Source organism: Demequina ureilytica (assembly GCF_048553575.1).
GTDB lineage: Bacteria > Actinomycetota > Actinomycetes > Actinomycetales > Demequinaceae > Demequina.
Map to the genome: position 1 here is coordinate 558,527 of NZ_JBLZIE010000001.1, position 15,500 is coordinate 574,026.

At 68.5% G+C, this 15,500-nt stretch carries 8 protein-coding genes and 2 tRNA genes; 8 read left to right on the forward strand and 2 right to left on the reverse strand.

Annotated elements, in window-relative coordinates:
• Nucleotides 1–82: 82 nt before the first annotated feature.
• Nucleotides 83–1,468, reverse strand: a complete 1,386-nt coding sequence (locus ACNI3K_RS02510; RefSeq protein ID WP_419390279.1) for an MFS transporter — start codon at nt 1,466–1,468, stop codon at nt 83–85.
• Nucleotides 1,469–1,533: 65 nt separating this feature from the next.
• Between ACNI3K_RS02510 and ACNI3K_RS02515 the strand changes: the two genes are divergently transcribed.
• Together ACNI3K_RS02515 and ACNI3K_RS02520 are read left to right on the forward strand one after the other, a co-directional pair.
• Entirely contained in the window at nt 1,534–2,469 is a 936-nt protein-coding gene (locus ACNI3K_RS02515) for an alpha/beta fold hydrolase (protein ID WP_419390280.1), read from the forward strand.
• Complete coding sequence (locus tag ACNI3K_RS02520; RefSeq protein WP_419390281.1) at nt 2,466–3,236, forward strand: glycerophosphodiester phosphodiesterase family protein; 771 nt, start codon at nt 2,466–2,468, stop codon at nt 3,234–3,236. The genes ACNI3K_RS02515 and ACNI3K_RS02520 overlap by 4 nt, the downstream gene beginning before the upstream one ends.
• An 18-nt stretch (nt 3,237–3,254) precedes the next feature.
• Here the strand turns inward: ACNI3K_RS02520 and ACNI3K_RS02525 are convergent, their stop codons facing one another.
• Nucleotides 3,255–5,750 (reverse strand): FAD-dependent oxidoreductase, encoded by a 2,496-nt coding sequence (locus ACNI3K_RS02525; protein ID WP_419390282.1) that lies wholly within the window; start codon nt 5,748–5,750, stop codon nt 3,255–3,257.
• 280 nt (nt 5,751–6,030) lie between these two features.
• On the opposite strand from ACNI3K_RS02525, the gene ACNI3K_RS02530 reads away from it, so the two are divergent.
• The 6 genes from ACNI3K_RS02530 (at nt 6,031) to ACNI3K_RS02555 (ending at nt 15,378) form a co-directional block, all read left to right on the forward strand.
• Nucleotides 6,031–6,486 carry a Fur family transcriptional regulator gene (locus tag ACNI3K_RS02530; protein ID WP_419390283.1) on the forward strand — a complete coding sequence of 152 codons (456 nt, stop codon included), beginning with the start codon at nt 6,031–6,033 and terminating at the stop codon, nt 6,484–6,486.
• Between the two features lie 37 nt (nt 6,487–6,523).
• Nucleotides 6,524–8,038 carry a catalase gene (locus tag ACNI3K_RS02535; RefSeq protein ID WP_419390284.1) on the forward strand — a complete coding sequence of 505 codons (1,515 nt, stop codon included), beginning with the start codon at nt 6,524–6,526 and terminating at the stop codon, nt 8,036–8,038.
• 264 nt (nt 8,039–8,302) lie between these two features.
• Nucleotides 8,303–9,262 (forward strand): DUF3566 domain-containing protein, encoded by a 960-nt coding sequence (locus tag ACNI3K_RS02540; protein ID WP_419390285.1) that lies wholly within the window; start codon nt 8,303–8,305, stop codon nt 9,260–9,262.
• 100 nt (nt 9,263–9,362) lie between these two features.
• Nucleotides 9,363–9,436, forward strand: a tRNA-Ile gene (locus tag ACNI3K_RS02545).
• Nucleotides 9,437–9,582: 146 nt separating this feature from the next.
• Nucleotides 9,583–9,655: transfer RNA gene (locus ACNI3K_RS02550), tRNA-Ala, on the forward strand.
• Nucleotides 9,656–10,038: 383 nt separating this feature from the next.
• Entirely contained in the window at nt 10,039–15,378 is a 5,340-nt protein-coding gene (locus tag ACNI3K_RS02555; protein ID WP_419390286.1) for a lamin tail domain-containing protein, read from the forward strand.
• Nucleotides 15,379–15,500: the final 122 nt, after the last annotated feature.

Sequence of the window (15,500 nt, forward strand, 5' to 3'; positions counted from 1 at the left end):
ACGCCTGTCCGGCACTCAGCGACAGTGAGTGCCGGACAGGAGACCGTGAGTTCCCGCAGGCGACAATGAGTGCCGGACAGGGTTAGGCGGGGGCGGCGGCGCCCCGGTCGGCCGGAGTCTTGACGAACAGCATCAGCACCATTCCAGCGAGCACCACCGAGATCACGCCCAGCGTCCCCCAGATCGTCGCGCCAAAGACTGTGATCGTCAGCGCCCACATCGCGGGGGCCAGGAATGAGGCCGCACGGCCCGTCGTCGCGTAGAGCCCGAACATCTCCGCCTCGCGGCCGGCTGGGGACACCCGCGCCAACAAGGATCTCGATGCGGCTTGCGCCGGCCCGACCATCCCGGACAGCAGCAGGCCGCAGACCCAGAACACGATCGCGCCCATCCCGTGCAGCGCAACGATTACCACCCCCGTGACCACGATCACCCCGAGCGCGAACAGGATCACGCGTCGCGGTCCCAGAGCGTCGTCGAATCGGCCGGCGATGATGGTGGACACTCCCGCGACCAGGTTGGCGGCGATGCCGAACAGGATCACCTGACTGTCGGAGAAGTCGAACGCCACGGCCGCGATGATCGCCCCGAACGTGAACACCCCGGCCAGCCCGTCTCGGTACACGGCGGACGCCAGCAGGAACCACAGCGTGGACCGCGCCTCGTTCCACAGCCGGCGCAGGTCCGCGACCAGGATTCCGTATCCCTTGATGATGCTGACGGTGGGGCGGCGGCGGACCTGGGTCTCGGGCACGTAGCGGAACAGCGGCCACGCGAAGATTAGCGTCCACACCGCGCAGCCCAAGGCGATGAGCCGGTACGCCATGCCGTTGGACGTGTCCATGCCGAACCAGGAGAACGTGTCGAGGAGCACCACGATCACGAGGGCGACTATCCCGCCCATGTATCCGAGCCCCCACCCGAGGCCGGATACGCGCCCCATCGTGCGCGGCGTCGATACCTGCACCATCATCGCGTAGTAGTTCACGTTGGCGATCTCGGCCACGATCGAGCCCAGAGCGATCAGTCCCACGCCCAGCCAGAAAGCGCCTGGCGTCGCCTCGACGAAGTACAGCCCTCCTACGCACGCCACCAGCAGCAGCGTCATGATGCCCAGCCAGGACTTGCGCTTGCCCGAGGCGTCGGCGCGCTGTCCAAGCACGGGCGCGAGGAGGGCGACGAGCAGTCCGGCCGCGGTGATGCCCCAGCCCAGGCTGGACGCGAGGTCGTCGATCGCGGCGGCGTATGCAGGATCGTCCTCGCCAAGCACCGCGATGGCCGGATCGATGAAGTTCTCCGACGTCAGGTACAGCGCCGTGAACACGAACGTGATGATGACCGAGTTGAACGGTTGCGTCGCCCAGTCCCACAGGGCCCACGCCCACACCTGCTTGCGCGGCACACGGTCCGCGTCGGGAAAGCCGGGCGCATCAGCGACCGAGGGGAGCACGTCATCGTCGGAGCTCATGGACTTCAGTGTGCCCGGCTCGGGTGAACAGGGAGTGTCGGGCGCGCCAGGGTTAGCATCGGAGCATGGATCCCGTGAGCGTGCCCGCCAAGTTGGAGTGGCGCGACGATGTGCTGCCCGGGTACGAGCACGCACCCGTGTCGGGCGCGACGCTGGTCCGCCGTCGCGACAACCCCTCGACGCCACGCGCCATCGCACTGCATGTGCACGGCTACAACGACCACTTCTTCCAGACCCATCTGGCCGATGCGTTCGCGGCGGCCGGATGCGCCTTCTACGCCGTGGACATGCGCCGGGCGGGACGATCCTTGCGCCCTGGCGAGCGCGCGCACCACATCGCGGACATCGCCGAGCTGGGCGCGGACATCACGGCGGCGGCAGCGGCCGCGACGGCCGATGCTGGGGACCTGCCGCTCGTCGTCCACGCCCACTCGACGGGCGGCTTGGCGGCGGCGGTGTGGGCGGATCGGACGCCCAGCCCCAATCTCGCCGGGCTGATCCTCAACAGTCCGCTGTTCGGCCTGCGCCTGCCGCGCTGGAAGCAGATGGCGATCTACGGCATGCCGACGGTCAGCCGCTTCCGAGCGGAGCAGGTGGTGGTGCCGGCTCCCTCGCACTACACGCAGTCCCTCGTCTCCGCGGGTCGGTGGCCCTTCGATGTCGCGTGGAAGAAGCCGGAGGGACAGCCGGCGACGGCCGGCTGGCTGGGAGCGACGCTGCGCGCGCGCCAGGCCGTGGCCCGTGGGCTGGACATCGAGGTGCCGGTGCTGGTGGCGCGGTCCGACTCATGCGGTCCCGACCGGCCCGACAATCCGCGCAGAGATTCGCAAGATGTCGTGGTCGACACGGACAAGATCGCGGCATACGCGAAGGGGCTCGGGAGCGATGTCGAGGAGCTGGTGGTCGAAGGCGGCATCCACGACCTGTCACTCTCCGCCGACGGCCCGCGCGAGGTCTACCTCGACGCGGTCGCGGCGTTCGTGGATAGAGTGCTGAGATGAGCACCAGGCACTCGTACTTCGACAACGGCGGCATGCCGATCGCGCTTGCGCACCGCGGCTTCTCGCTCGAGGGGCTCGAGAACTCGATGAAGGCCTTCCAGGCCGCTGTCGACCTCGGGTACCGCTACCTGGAGACGGACGCGCACGGCACCCGCGATGGCGTCGCGGTCGCGTTGCATGACGGCACGCTCGATCGCACCACCGACGCCACCGGCAAGGTCTCGGAACGCGAATGGGAGTCGGTGAAGGCCGCGCGCATCGGCGGGGTCGAGCCCGTGCCGCGCCTCGAGGACGTGCTGGGCACGTGGCCTGAAGTCAAGGTGAACATCGACGTCAAGGGCGAGTCCGCCATCGGCCCGGTGGCCGAGGCTATCGAGCGCACTCGTGCCCACGATCGCGTATGCGTGGGATCTTTCGATGCCGACCGCCGTCGGGCGACGCTGAACCTGCTGTCGCGTCGCGTCGCGACACCCGCCTCCGAGCGCGAGGCGATCGCGTGGTGGCTCGGCACCTGGGTGGGGGCCGATGCGCACGCCACCTTGGGAGACGTCGACGCCCTCCAGATTCCTTGGCGCAAGGGAGCGGTGCCGTTCCTCGCCAAGCGCCACGTCGACGCCGCGCACGCCGCGGGCCGTCAGGTGCACGTGTGGACGGTGAACCGCACCGACCACATGCTGCACCTGCTGGAAATCGGCGTGGATGGCCTGGTGACCGACCGCGCCGACATCCTCAAGAAGGTGCTGGTCGCGCGCGACCAGTGGGCGTAGCAACGCCCCTCCCGGCACTCAGATGAACAACGTGCTGCCCGACTCCTGAGACTCCCCCAGGAACGTCGCCACCCCTCCCAGCTCGACGCCGTCGATCAGGTCCGTCGCCGCGATGCCCAACAGGTCCATCGTCATCGTGCAGCCGATGAGTCGGGCACCGCCGTCCTGAGCCGCCTGGATGAGCTCCGGCAGAGGCTGGACCTCGTGGCGGCGCATCACGCTCTTGATCATTGCGGTGCCCGCGCCACCCATGTGCATCTGCGAGAGGGTGAGCTTGCCCGCGCCGCGCGGCATCATCACGCCGAACATCTTCTCCATGGCCTTGCGTTCGCGCCGGGGCGGGTCCTCGCGGCGCAGCGAGTTCAAGCCCCAGAACGTGAAGAACATCGACACCTCCTGGCCCATCGCGATCGCGCCGTTGGCGATGATGAACGCCGCGATCACCTTGTCGAGGTCGCCGGAGAACACCACCATCGAAGTCTTCTCCGGGCCAGCGCGATGCACGGCGACGGGTGCGAACCCGCCCTTGCGGAACGTCGCCACGTAGCCGGGACCCTTCGGCTCGATGTCGACCAGGGTGTGACCGTTCTTCGACGCCCAGGCGGGCCCGTCCAGAGCGAAGCCAGGATCGGAGACGGTAATGCGGATCTCGTCCCCCGCATCGGCCGCCTTCATGGCGCCGGCGAGGCGCATGATGGGGCCCGGGCACGCGAGCCCGGTGCAGTCGAGGTCAGTGCTCGAGCCCGTCGCCGTCGCCACGGCCGATGCGACACTCACCTTCTCCGCATAGTTCGCCATCGGCGGCTGTGCGTCGTAGGTGTCCTCGGCGCGGCCGTGTACGTGGGTGAAGGTGGTCGACCCTCCTGACAGGGTGGCGACATCCTCGAATCCGCTCTGCACCAGAATGCGATGCGCCAGGTAGGAACGGAAACCCACCGCGCAGTACAGGCGAATGGGAGCGGTGCGGTCCCAATCCGTCATGGCCTCCCGGAACGTCGCGAGCGGCACGGACTCCGCGCCGGGGATGTGCCACACGCCGTACTCCTCGGGCGTGCGCACATCGATGAGCCTGGCGCCTTCGGTGGCGACCGGGTAGTCCTCGGCGTACCAAAGGGTGAGGTCACCGCGCAGCACGTTGGAGGCCACGAAGCCGGCCATGTTGACGGGGTCCTTGGCAGAGCCGAACGGCGGCGCATAGGCAAGTTCCTGCTCCTCAAGGTCGTTCACCGTGAGTCCCGCGCGAATGGCCATCGCGAACAGGTCGAGCCGCTTGTCGACGCCGTCGAAGCCGCACGCCTGCGCTCCCAGCACACGACCGTCGTCGGGAGAGAACAGCACCTTGAGGTGCATCATGGCGGTCCCCGGGTAGTAGCCGGCGTGGCCGGAGGGGTGGACGTGAACCACCCGGTACGCGATGCCCGCGGCGTCAAGCTGCCGCCGGGTGGCACCGGTGCCGCCCGCGACCATCTCGAACACCTTGACGATGCTGGTGCCCTGGGTCGAGACGTACTCGGTGTCCCGGCCGCAGATGTTCTCTGCGGCCACTCTGGCCTGCCGGTTCGCGGGCCCGGCAAGCGGGTTGAGGTGGGTGCCCGGCAGCACCGGGTGCGGGGTCTCGACGCCGTCGCCTGCGGCCCAGACGTGCGGGTCGGAGGTGCGCATGTGGGTGTCGACCGCGATGCCGCCCTTGGGGCCGAGGTCGATGCCGGCGTCGACGGCGAGCGCCACGGCGGGCCGCACGCCAGCGGCGAGGATCACGAGGTCCGCGGCGATCGTGGTCCCAGAGTTCAGTTCGACGGACACGCGGTCTTCGCTGTCCGCGTCCGCGAGCGGTCGGAACGCGGCCGCTGCAGTCGACAGGTGCAGGCCGATGCCGCGGGCCCGCAGGTGCTGTTCCACGGGGGAAGCGATGTCGGCGTCAACGGGAGGCAGGATCTGGTCCGCCAGTTCGACCACGTCCACGCGTACCCCGCGGTGGTGCAGGTTCTCCGCCATCTCGAGTCCGATGTATCCGGCGCCGACGACGACGGCGGTGACCACGCCGCGGCGGCCGGCCTGCTGCTGAGTCAGAGCCGCGTCGAGGCGTTCCTTGATGCGGTCCATGTCGCCGATGCGCCGCAGCACCTGGACGGCCGGCAGGTCGATCCCTGGCAGGGGCGGGCGCACGGGCTCGGCGCCCATGCACAGCGCGAGCGCGTCGTAGCCCTCGGTGTACTCGCGACCGGAGTCGACCTCGCGCACGGACACGGTGCGTGCCTCGCGGTCGATGGCGATGACCTCGGTGGCGATCCTCACGTCGATCGCGAGGGATTCGCGCAGGCTCTCGGGCGTCTGCAGCAGCAGGCGTGAACGCTCGGTGATCACCTCGCCCACGTGGTACGGCAACCCGCAGTTCGCGAAGGAGACGTGGTGGCCCCGCTCGAACACCACGATCTCCGCGGACTCGTCGAGGCGGCGTACTCGCGCCGCCGTGGACGCTCCGGCGGCGACGCCGCCAATGACGACCAGCTTCATCAGATACCTCCAGGGGTATTGTCTCTGGCTCGAAACTACGCCGCCATGGACCTTGCCGTCTGGGCCGAAGGTCACGCCCGGGTGCACGCCCGCGCGGCCCGAGCATCGGCCGCCTGCCGTGTCCGCGAACCGAACAGCCGGACCAACTGAGCGGCCCGCTCGCGAGCCCCGTGTGCGGCGGGGGCGAGGGCTCAGTTGATCCGGCCGGCCGGTCGGCACGCCGCAGCCGTAAGCGATCCGTCTTTTGACTGTGTCAATAAAGGCGGGTAGCCTGGCACGCATGTCCCCCAGCACCCTGCTCGACGCGACCGCCATGCTGCGCGGCGCCGGGCTGCGCGTGACGAACACGCGCGTCGCGGTCATCGACACGCTCCAGGACATGCCCCACTCAGGGGTCGATGCCCTGGTCCCGCGCGTGGAACTGCGCGTGCCCACCACCTCGCGCCAGGCCGTGTACAACGCGCTGGGTGACCTCACGACTGCGGGCCTCGTGCGCCGTATCGAGCCCGCCGGGCACCCCGGACTGTATGAGCTGCGGGTAGGCGACAACCACCACCACATCGTGTGTCAGCGGTGCGGTGCCGTGGCCGACGTCGACTGCGTGACCGGTCGTGCGCCGTGCCTGTCGCCCAGCGAGACGCACGGATTCGACCTCACCGAGGCCGAGGTCACCTTCTGGGGCGTCTGCGCCGACTGTACGAACGCATCGGCCGCCCGCGACGCGGCCACCACCTGATTTTGCACCTGTCAACCGTCAATCAAGGAGATCAGACGTGACTGAGAAGTACACCACCACCAATGCCGGGGCCCCCGTCGCCTCTGACGAGCACTCGCAGACAGTGGGCGTCGACGGCCCCATCTCGCTGACCGACCACTACCTCGTCGAGAAGCTCGCGCAGTTCAACCGTGAGCGTGTCCCCGAGCGCGTGGTCCACGCCAAGGGTGGCGGTGCGTACGGCACCTTCACGGTCTCCAACCCCGAGATCGCGAACTACACCCGCGCCGCGCTGTTCCAGCCGCGAGTGGAGACCACCATGCTCGCGCGGTTCAGCACCGTCGCCGGCGAGCAGGGCTCACCCGACACCTGGCGCGACCCCCGCGGCTTCGCACTGAAGTTCTACACGTCCGAGGGCAACTACGACCTCGTGGGCAACAACACCCCCGTGTTCTTCATCCGCGACGGCATCAAGTTCCCCGACTTCATCCGCTCGCAGAAGCGCCTGCCAGGCTCGCACTTGCGCGACAACGACATGCAGTGGGACTTCTGGTCGCTGTCCCCCGAGTCCGCCCACCAGGTGACGTGGCTCATGGGCGACCGTGGGCTGCCGCGCACGTGGCGCGAGATGAACGGCTACGGATCGCACACCTACCAGTGGATCAACGCCGAGGGCGAGCGGTTCTGGGTCAAGTACCACTTCCACACCGAGCAGGGTGTCCACAACCTCACCGGTGACGAGGCAGCACAGTTGGCCGGCTCCGACGCCGATCACCACATCCGCGACCTGTACACGCACATCGAGGACGGCGACTTCCCGCGCTGGAAGCTCAGTGTCCAGATCATGCCGTACGAGGACGCCAAGACCTACCGGTTCAACCCGTTCGACCTCACCAAGGTGTGGCCGCACGGCGACTACCCGCTGGTCGAGGTGGGCTACATGGAGCTCAACCGCAACCCCGAGAACTACTTCGGCGAGATCGAGCAGGCCACTTTCGCGCCGTCGAACTTCGTCCCCGGGATCGGCCCGTCGCCGGACAAGATGCTCATCGCGCGCATCTTCTCCTACGCTGACGCGCACCGCTACCGCGTGGGCACCAACCACGCACAACTGCCGGTGAATGCTCCGAAGAACGTGGACCAGGACGCGCACTCGTACTCGAAGGAGGGGGCGATGCGCTACTCGTTCTCCTCTGCCGACACCCCGGTCTACGCGCCCAACTCGCGCGGCGGCGCCCACGCAGACCCGGCCCGCGCGGCCGAGTCGGGCGGTTGGGAGTCCGACGGCGAGATGGTGCGCACCGCCGCGGTGCTGCACGCTGAGGATGACGACTTTGGCCAGGCTGGCGCCATGTACCGCGACGTGTACAACGACGAGGAGAAGGCGCGCTTCCTCGAGCAGATCACGGGTCACGTGGGAGCGGTGATCTCGGACGACATCCGCGAGCGCGCGATCCAGTACTGGACCAACGTCGACGCCGGGCTCGGAGCGCAGCTGCGCGCCAACCTTGCGGGCGACGCTCCCGTTGAGGCGGGCGAGCCGGGCACGAAGTGGGCACCAGCCGACGTCTGACCCGCTCGATCCTGTGACGCCACGGCCGGGTCGCCCTGCAACACGATGGTGTGCAGCGCGGCCCGGCTTCGTGGCGTCAGGAGGGGTCGATCGCGCTCGCAGGGCCGATGCGCGGGGAACCTCTCGCGCGGTGCGGAGCGTTCGCCTAGCGTGGGCCGCGCGCATGGGCGGGCCGGGCAGCGCGCCCGGACCGCGGTGCTTGACCGCCCTCCAGTACCCTGTACACCATGCCCGTGCGGTCGCGCGGGCGAGGAGGAGACGCACATGAACGCGGACAACCGCGCGAACCCCGGCACCGGGCCCACCTTCAGCCCCCGCCAGGATGACGGCCTAGCCGACGCTGGGCGCACGCCGCAGCGCTCGTCGTTGCGACCGATCACGAGCGACGTGCCCGTGTCAGGGCAGCATCCATCCTCCCCGTACGGCGCCTCGTCGTCACCGGTCTCCGGTCAGCAGCCCACCTCGGCGCAGCAGCCCGTTCCGTCTCAACAGCCCGTGTCGTCTCAACAGCCCACGTCCGCTCAGCAGCCGACGGCGAGCCGGCAGTCCGCCGCGTCTGCTTTCTCGCCGGTGAACCCTGTCGCGACCCCGTCGACGGGCACGCAGGAGACCGGCGCGGGATCGGCGCCCAGTAACTCGCCCAGCAGCGCCCCCACGAGCGACGCCTATCCATTGAGCGGCGAGCAGTCCACGACCGACTCGCAGTCCACGTCCTCCCGCCGCGGCGCGGCTTTCGCCGGCGCGGCTGCGGGAGTCGGGGCGACGGCGTCCGCCGGCTTCGACCGCTTCAAGGGCTTCGCCGCGCGGGCGAAGGAGGATCTCACCTCCAGTGACGACATCGCGGCATCGCAGCGCCCCGGCGGTCCCCGGAAGGTGCGCGTGCTCGTCTCGCGTGTCGACCCGTGGTCCGCCCTCAAGATCGGGTTCCTGCTGTCCATTGCCATCGGCATCATGATGGTGGTCGCCGTCTACGTCCTGTGGGGCGCCCTCGATAGCATCGGATTCTTCGCTCTCGCGAACGAGTGGGTCATGCAGCTGTTCACCGACGACCAGGAGGTGGACCTCCTGCAGTTCTTCGCTCTCAACAAGTGGATGTCCGCCACCGTGCTGATGGCCGTGGTCAACGTTGTGCTGCTGACCGCCCTGTTCACTCTGGGAGCGTTCCTCTACAACACCATCTCGAAGGTCGTGGGCGGCATCTACGTCACCCTCACCGACGACTGACCGGCGCCCTTCCCACCCGCTCCGCGGGACGGCCGATGCGGGGGTTTGGTTGGCCGTGCGCGCGTGGGGTATCGTTGGTCGCCGCGGCTCACGCCGCATCGGGCCCATAGCTCAGGCGGTTAGAGCGCTTCGCTGATAACGAAGAGGTCGGAGGTTCAAGTCCTCCTGGGCCCACCGAGGTGATGGCATGAAGAGAATCGTCATCATCGCCGCAGCGGTGGCGGTGGCCGCAGCCGTGTACGGGTCACTTGCCCGTGACGCGCGGCGCGACATCTGGGAAGATGTCCACCACGAGTTCTGATCTCTAGAGAGAAGAACGAGGGGCCTTAGCTCAATTGGTAGAGCGCCTGCTTTGCAAGCAGGAGGTCAGGGGTTCGATTCCCCTAGGCTCCACCCTCAGGCCGCACCGCCCTTCCGGGCAGTGCCCCTTGCCTGCGTAAGGGCAGGAATGCTCCTCCGCCTCCCGCTCCACGGACGCCGCCACTGCCCGGAGTGCCACGCGCCCCGAAGCCCCGCCGCCCGTCGTTGACGCGTCGCGCCACTAGCCCTTCTCATGGCCGGTCGGTGGCCATTGGGTGACGGTCTTGGGTCTGAGAACACCGCCCGCTGAATGTTCGGTGAAGGTTCGGTGAAAGGCGTCATCCCAGGTTGCTTGGCATCCCAGCGGTCCTGTTGGCTGACTCGCGGTCCCGGTCGTGCCGCCCCTCGCGGACGACCAGCGACGCCGTGTCCCCCTCGCGCCCGCGACGTCAGCGTGCGCCAACGAAGGAGCCTTCGTGATCAGTTCACCCTTCAGAGCTCGGAACCTGGTCGCAGTCGCGGCTGCGGTGATGGTGACCACCGTCGGCCTCGTGCCCGCAGCCGCAGCGGAGGATCCTGTACCTCCGGCGCTGCTCGTCACGGAGATCGTGCCGAACACCACCGGAACCGATGAGTTCGAGTTCTTCGAAGTCACCAACACGACGGCCGATGCGATCGACCTCGACGCGGCCGGGTTCGGCTTCCAGTACTACGGAGCGAGCACGCCCGTGGACCTGACGATCCCCGAGGGCGTCATGATCGCCGCAGGCGAGTCGGTGGCGTTCTGGGTGAGCTACACCGCGGACGGGCTCGATAGCTTCGTGCACGACGAGCAGGGGTTCCGCGACTACTTCGCGTCCCGTGGCGCCACGGACGCGGAGTACCAGGTGGTGCGCGCGACGGGGCAGCCCGGCATGGCCAACGGGGGAGGCCGCGGCATCCGCGTCCTCGACGGACAGGACGCGACGGTCGCGGAGGCGTACTACGGGGCGGCGGATGTTGGGGTCGACGGCGCCGCGGTGTTCGGCGTCGCGAACGACATCACGTCCCCGACTTTGCAGGTGCGCGAGTCGCAGGCGGTTCCGTCGCCCGGCGAGGCAGACGCCGCGCTGCTCGCACCCCGGCCGGAGCCGGAGATCCCCGTGATCGTGGTGGACGCGGACGTCGCCTCGGAGTGGCCGGTCGTGATCAGCGAGGTCATGCCCAACCACAGCGGCGCGGACATGTATGAATACGTGGAGCTCGCGAACCTCACCACCGACGACATCGACCTCGCCGCCGAGGGTCTGCGCCTGCAGTACTACGGCGCGTCTGAGCCGGTGGCTCTCACCATCGCGGGCGACTCTGTCATCCCCGCAGGCCGCGCTCTCGTGCTGTGGAACATCGGCGCCGACGCCGAAACCGACCTGACGGAGGCCGACTTCCGCTCCTACCTGGGGCTCCCTGAGGACGTACTCGTCGCTCAGCTCTACGGCCAGAGCGCATTCGCCAACAGCGGCGAGCGGGGCATCCGGCTGGTCGACCAGGACGGTGCGACGGTAGTCGACGCCTACTACCTCGGCACCGACGTGGGCAACGATCTGTCCGCACACTTCGGAGCGCCGTCGACCATCGGCGCGACCGAGCTCCCGGTGCACGCCCCCGCTGCGGCGATGACCCCGGGCGTCTTGGACGCCACGGCATTCGACGTCGAGCTGCGGCGCGACACTGATGCCGATCTCGAGACCTCGCTCCTCCAAATCACCGAGTTGCTGCCTGACACTGCGAACGTCAACGGCGCAGACGGGTACGAGTTCATCGAGGTCTACAACCCCACGGACATGCCGGTGGCGTGGGAGGACTTCACGCTGCGCTACCTGTACCTCGGTGGCGACGGCGCCGTCTCGAGCTCGACGCTGTGGCCCTCGCAGCCGCGCGCCGCGGAGATTGCCGCCGGCGGCACCCTCGTGCTGTGGGTCAAGAACGGCGGCAACCAGGAGCTCGGCGTGGCCGACTTCAACACCCACTTCGGCACGACGCTCGAAAAGGACGTCGACATCGTCGAGGTGAGCGTGGGAGGCATGGCCAATGGTGGCCTGCGCGGCATGGAGATCATCACCAACACCGAGGTTCCGATCAACCGCGTCTCGTACAACCTCGATGGCGACGACACGAGCCCGGATGTGGGCATCCACTACACCGTCGCGGGCGACGGCGACGCGGTGCAGGCAATCCTCGAGAAGTCGCCCGCGACCCCGGGCATCGTGACGTCGGCGCAGGTTCACGATGGCCTCGCGTCCGCTCCTGCGGCCGGCGACGCTCCGGTCATCACGGACCTCTCCCCGGCGCAGTTCACTCCGGGCGAGCCGCTCGAGCTCTCGGCCACGGTGACGGACGACGTCCTCGTGCGCACGGTCTCGCTCAGCCTGGGATCCGGTGCTGACGAATCCGAGGTCGAGTACAACCTGGTGCCGGCCGGAGACGGCGTCTACAGCGTGGAGGTCCCCGGTGCCGACACCCTGGGCAAGTCCGAGTTCGCCTACACACTGTCCGCATCGGACGGCTTCCAGCACACGGTGACGGATCCCGCCTTCGTGACCAGCACGGAGCAGAAGGCGCCGCTGCGTCTCAACGTGAGCGACGGCCAGTACCTCGCGGGCACCTCGGTGGTCTCCGCCTCAGGCGACGACGTGTCCGAGACCCTGGAACTCAGCGTGGACGGCGCCCCGGTCGACACCTATGCGGAGCTCGAGTCCGCTCCCGTGTTCGCCTTCGAGGCCACGGCGACCGATGCGTACTTCCGCAACGGCGTGATCATGGACGGCGAGGTGCTCACCGTCTTCGACGAGGGCTACTACGAGCGCGAGGTGACGGTGGCGACGGAGCTGCCGCTGGCGAAGGTGAACCCGGGCGAGGACTTCTCTGTCCGCATCTACGCCGGCACCAAGGCGGCGCCGGAGATCGACCTCGACGAGAACAACGACAACTTCAACGTGTCCAACCTGCGGCTCGTGCTTCCCGACGGCCGCACCCTGCGGCCGCAGGAAGGCTACGACGCCAGCGCATGGATCTACCTGGGCGACTCGGGCGGCGCTCTCGACTACGTCGAGGCGACGTTCACCGCTCCCGATGACGCCTTCACCGCGCATGCACACGCCTGGGATACGACTGCGGTGGCGGACGGCGAGCACACGGTGAGCGCCGTCGACGGCGACGAGTCGGCGCAGGCGACGGTGACGGTGGACAACTCCGCGCCCACCATCGCGCCCACGGTGACGGACGGCGAGGTCGTGCACGGTGTCCGCGCGCTCGACGCCGCGGTGACCGACGCCGGGGCCGGCGTCGCGTCCGTCGAGGCGACGCTGAGCGGGCGCCGCATCGTGCTGCCGTACGAGGTGTCGTCCCTCGCCGACGAGGCAGGAGACCACGTGCTCGCGATCACGGCCACCGACGAGGTGGGCAACACCCGCGCGGTCGAGATCCCGTTCACGGTTCCCGTCGAGGACCCGTCGATCGCCGATCTGTCGCCCGCGGATGCGGAGACCATCGAGGGATCGGTGCCTCTCAGTGCCACGGTGACCGATCCGACGGACGACGTGCTCGAGGTCGAGTTCCGCCAGGGCTCGTCGCTCGCAATCGGTGAGGAGACCACCGTGTCGACGGGAGAGGCGACTCACGCTCTCGACGTCGACCGGACGGAGGCCACTGAGGTCACGGCGGACGAGGTCGCCGCTCTCGGCGCCCTCGATGGAACATCCGTCACCACCTCGTCCGAGAGCAAGCTTCCGTACGTGCTGCTCAGGACGGACGTGGGCACGGACGTAGACGGCGACGTGCGGCTGCGCTGGGACGGCGCCGCCAACGCCCGTGCAAAGGTGATGCTCCATGTCCTCGACCCCGAGTCGGACACGTGGGTGGAGGCCGACCGCCACATCACGGCCATCGACGGCGAGGGGCTCGAGGAGTTCACGCTCGAGACTGTGGTGTCGACGTCGGAGTACGCCGCCGACGGCGTGGTCACCGCGGTCGTGCAGCACTCGGAGGGTTACGCCGGCGACGACCGGTCGTCCCGCACCACGGCGGTCACACCGCACCACCCGGACGACAAGCCTCGGTCCGAGTACGACTTCACCCTGGCGTGGGAATCGGACACCCAGTACTACAACCAGGACTGGGTGCACGACTACGAGGGCATCTACGACCGCCAGCTGTCGATCCACGAGTACCTGCTCGACGTGCGCGACGACCTCAACCTGCAGTACATGGCCCACAACGGCGACATCGTGAACACCTCGACGGAGGAGGCGCAGTGGCTGCGGGCGGACCCCGCCTACGCGATGCTCGACGAGGCCGGGCTGCCCTACGGGGTGCTCGCCGGCAACCATGACGTCAACCAGGCCACGAACGACTACTCGCACTTCAGCCAGTGGTTCGGCGCGTCCCGCTTCGACACCAACCCGTGGTGGGGAGGCGACCACCTCGACAACCGCGGTCACTACGACCTCGTCACCGCCGGCGGCATCGACTTCCTGTTCCTGTACATGGGGTGGGCGCCTGGGGACGAGCAGATCGACTGGATGAATGAGGTGCTCGCGCAGTATCCCGAGCGAGTGGCGTTCGTGCAGTTGCACGAGTTCATGCTCACCACCGGCGGGCTGGGGCCGATCCCGCAGCGCATCATGGATGAGGTCATCGCCACCAACCCGAATGTGCGGGTGGTGACCAGCGGTCACTATCACGACGCCTTCACCCGCTACGACTCGTTCGACGACGACGGCGACGGGATCGACGACCGCACGGTCACGTCGATGCTGTTCGACTACCAGGGCCTCCCCAATGGCGGCGAGGGGTACCTGCGGCTGTTGCACTTCGACAACGAGTCCGAGTCGGTGCACCTGCGCACGTACTCGGACTACCTGGAGGATTACAACGCCACCGACCCGAGTCTCGACGACGAGCACCAGGACTTCGTCCTGACCTACGACACCTTGGGGCTCGACGTGCGCACCAAGGTCCTGGAGACGGACGAGTTCCGGGCCGACGCGCTGACTGGCGAGTCGATCACGACGGTCCAGGATGTGGCGAGTGGTGAGGCGGTCACCACCTCTTGGGAGCCGGGCACAGGAACCCACTCGTGGTTCGTCCGCGCCGCGGATGAGCACGGCGGCGTCGCCTACTCGGACGTGCGGACGGTCACCGTCACGGAGCCGACGGAGACAGAGCCCGAGCCCGAGCCCGGAGCTGGCTTCAGCGACGTCAGCGACAAGACGGACAGCCCGGCGTACTCGGAGTTCTTCACCGAGATCGCGTGGATCGCGGATCAGGGCATCTCTCGAGGCTGGACGCTCGATGACGGCTCCGTGGAGTTCCGCCCCTTCGCGAACATCACTCGCGATGCGATGGCCGCGTTCCTGTACCGGCACGCGGGCGAGCCCGATGTGGAGCTGCCGGACAAGTCGCCGTTCGTCGACGTCAGCCCCGAGTCCACCGAGTTCTACGAGGCGATCGTGTGGATGCACGAGGAGGGCGTGTCGCGGGGATGGGAGACGACGGCGGGTCAGGAGTTCCGGCCCTTCGAGCCCATCACGCGTGACGCGATGGCGGCGTTCCTGTCCCGCTACGGTGGCGAGCCCGATGTGGAGCTGCCGGAGGCGTCGCCGTTCGTCGACGTGACGCCTCAGTCCAGCGAGTTCTACGACGAGATCGTGTGGCTCGAGGGCACCGGCATCACCACCGGGTGGGACACGGACGGCGGCACGGAGTTCCGCCCGTTCGCCAAGACCACCCGTGATGCGATGGCCGCGTTCCTGTTCCGCTTCTCCGGACTGGACGCCTAGGGACGGCGTGCGCGGGGCCACCGGGGATCGACATCCCGGGGCCCCGCGGCACGCCCAGGCCTCGAGTACGGCTCCGAGTGATGTTCGCCACTGCGCTGGTGGTCGCACCGGACCCGCGTGTG

Coding starts and splice junctions, on each gene's coding strand:
- ACNI3K_RS02540 (WP_419390285.1), top strand. CDS start 8,303: ATGAACGCGGACAACCGCGCGAACCCCGGCACCGGGCCCACCTTCAGC.
- ACNI3K_RS02510 (WP_419390279.1), bottom strand. CDS start 1,468: ATGAGCTCCGACGATGACGTGCTCCCCTCGGTCGCTGATGCGCCCGGC.
- ACNI3K_RS02520 (WP_419390281.1), top strand. CDS start 2,466: ATGAGCACCAGGCACTCGTACTTCGACAACGGCGGCATGCCGATCGCG.
- ACNI3K_RS02525 (WP_419390282.1), bottom strand. CDS start 5,750: ATGAAGCTGGTCGTCATTGGCGGCGTCGCCGCCGGAGCGTCCACGGCG.
- ACNI3K_RS02530 (WP_419390283.1), top strand. CDS start 6,031: ATGTCCCCCAGCACCCTGCTCGACGCGACCGCCATGCTGCGCGGCGCC.
- ACNI3K_RS02515 (WP_419390280.1), top strand. CDS start 1,534: ATGGATCCCGTGAGCGTGCCCGCCAAGTTGGAGTGGCGCGACGATGTG.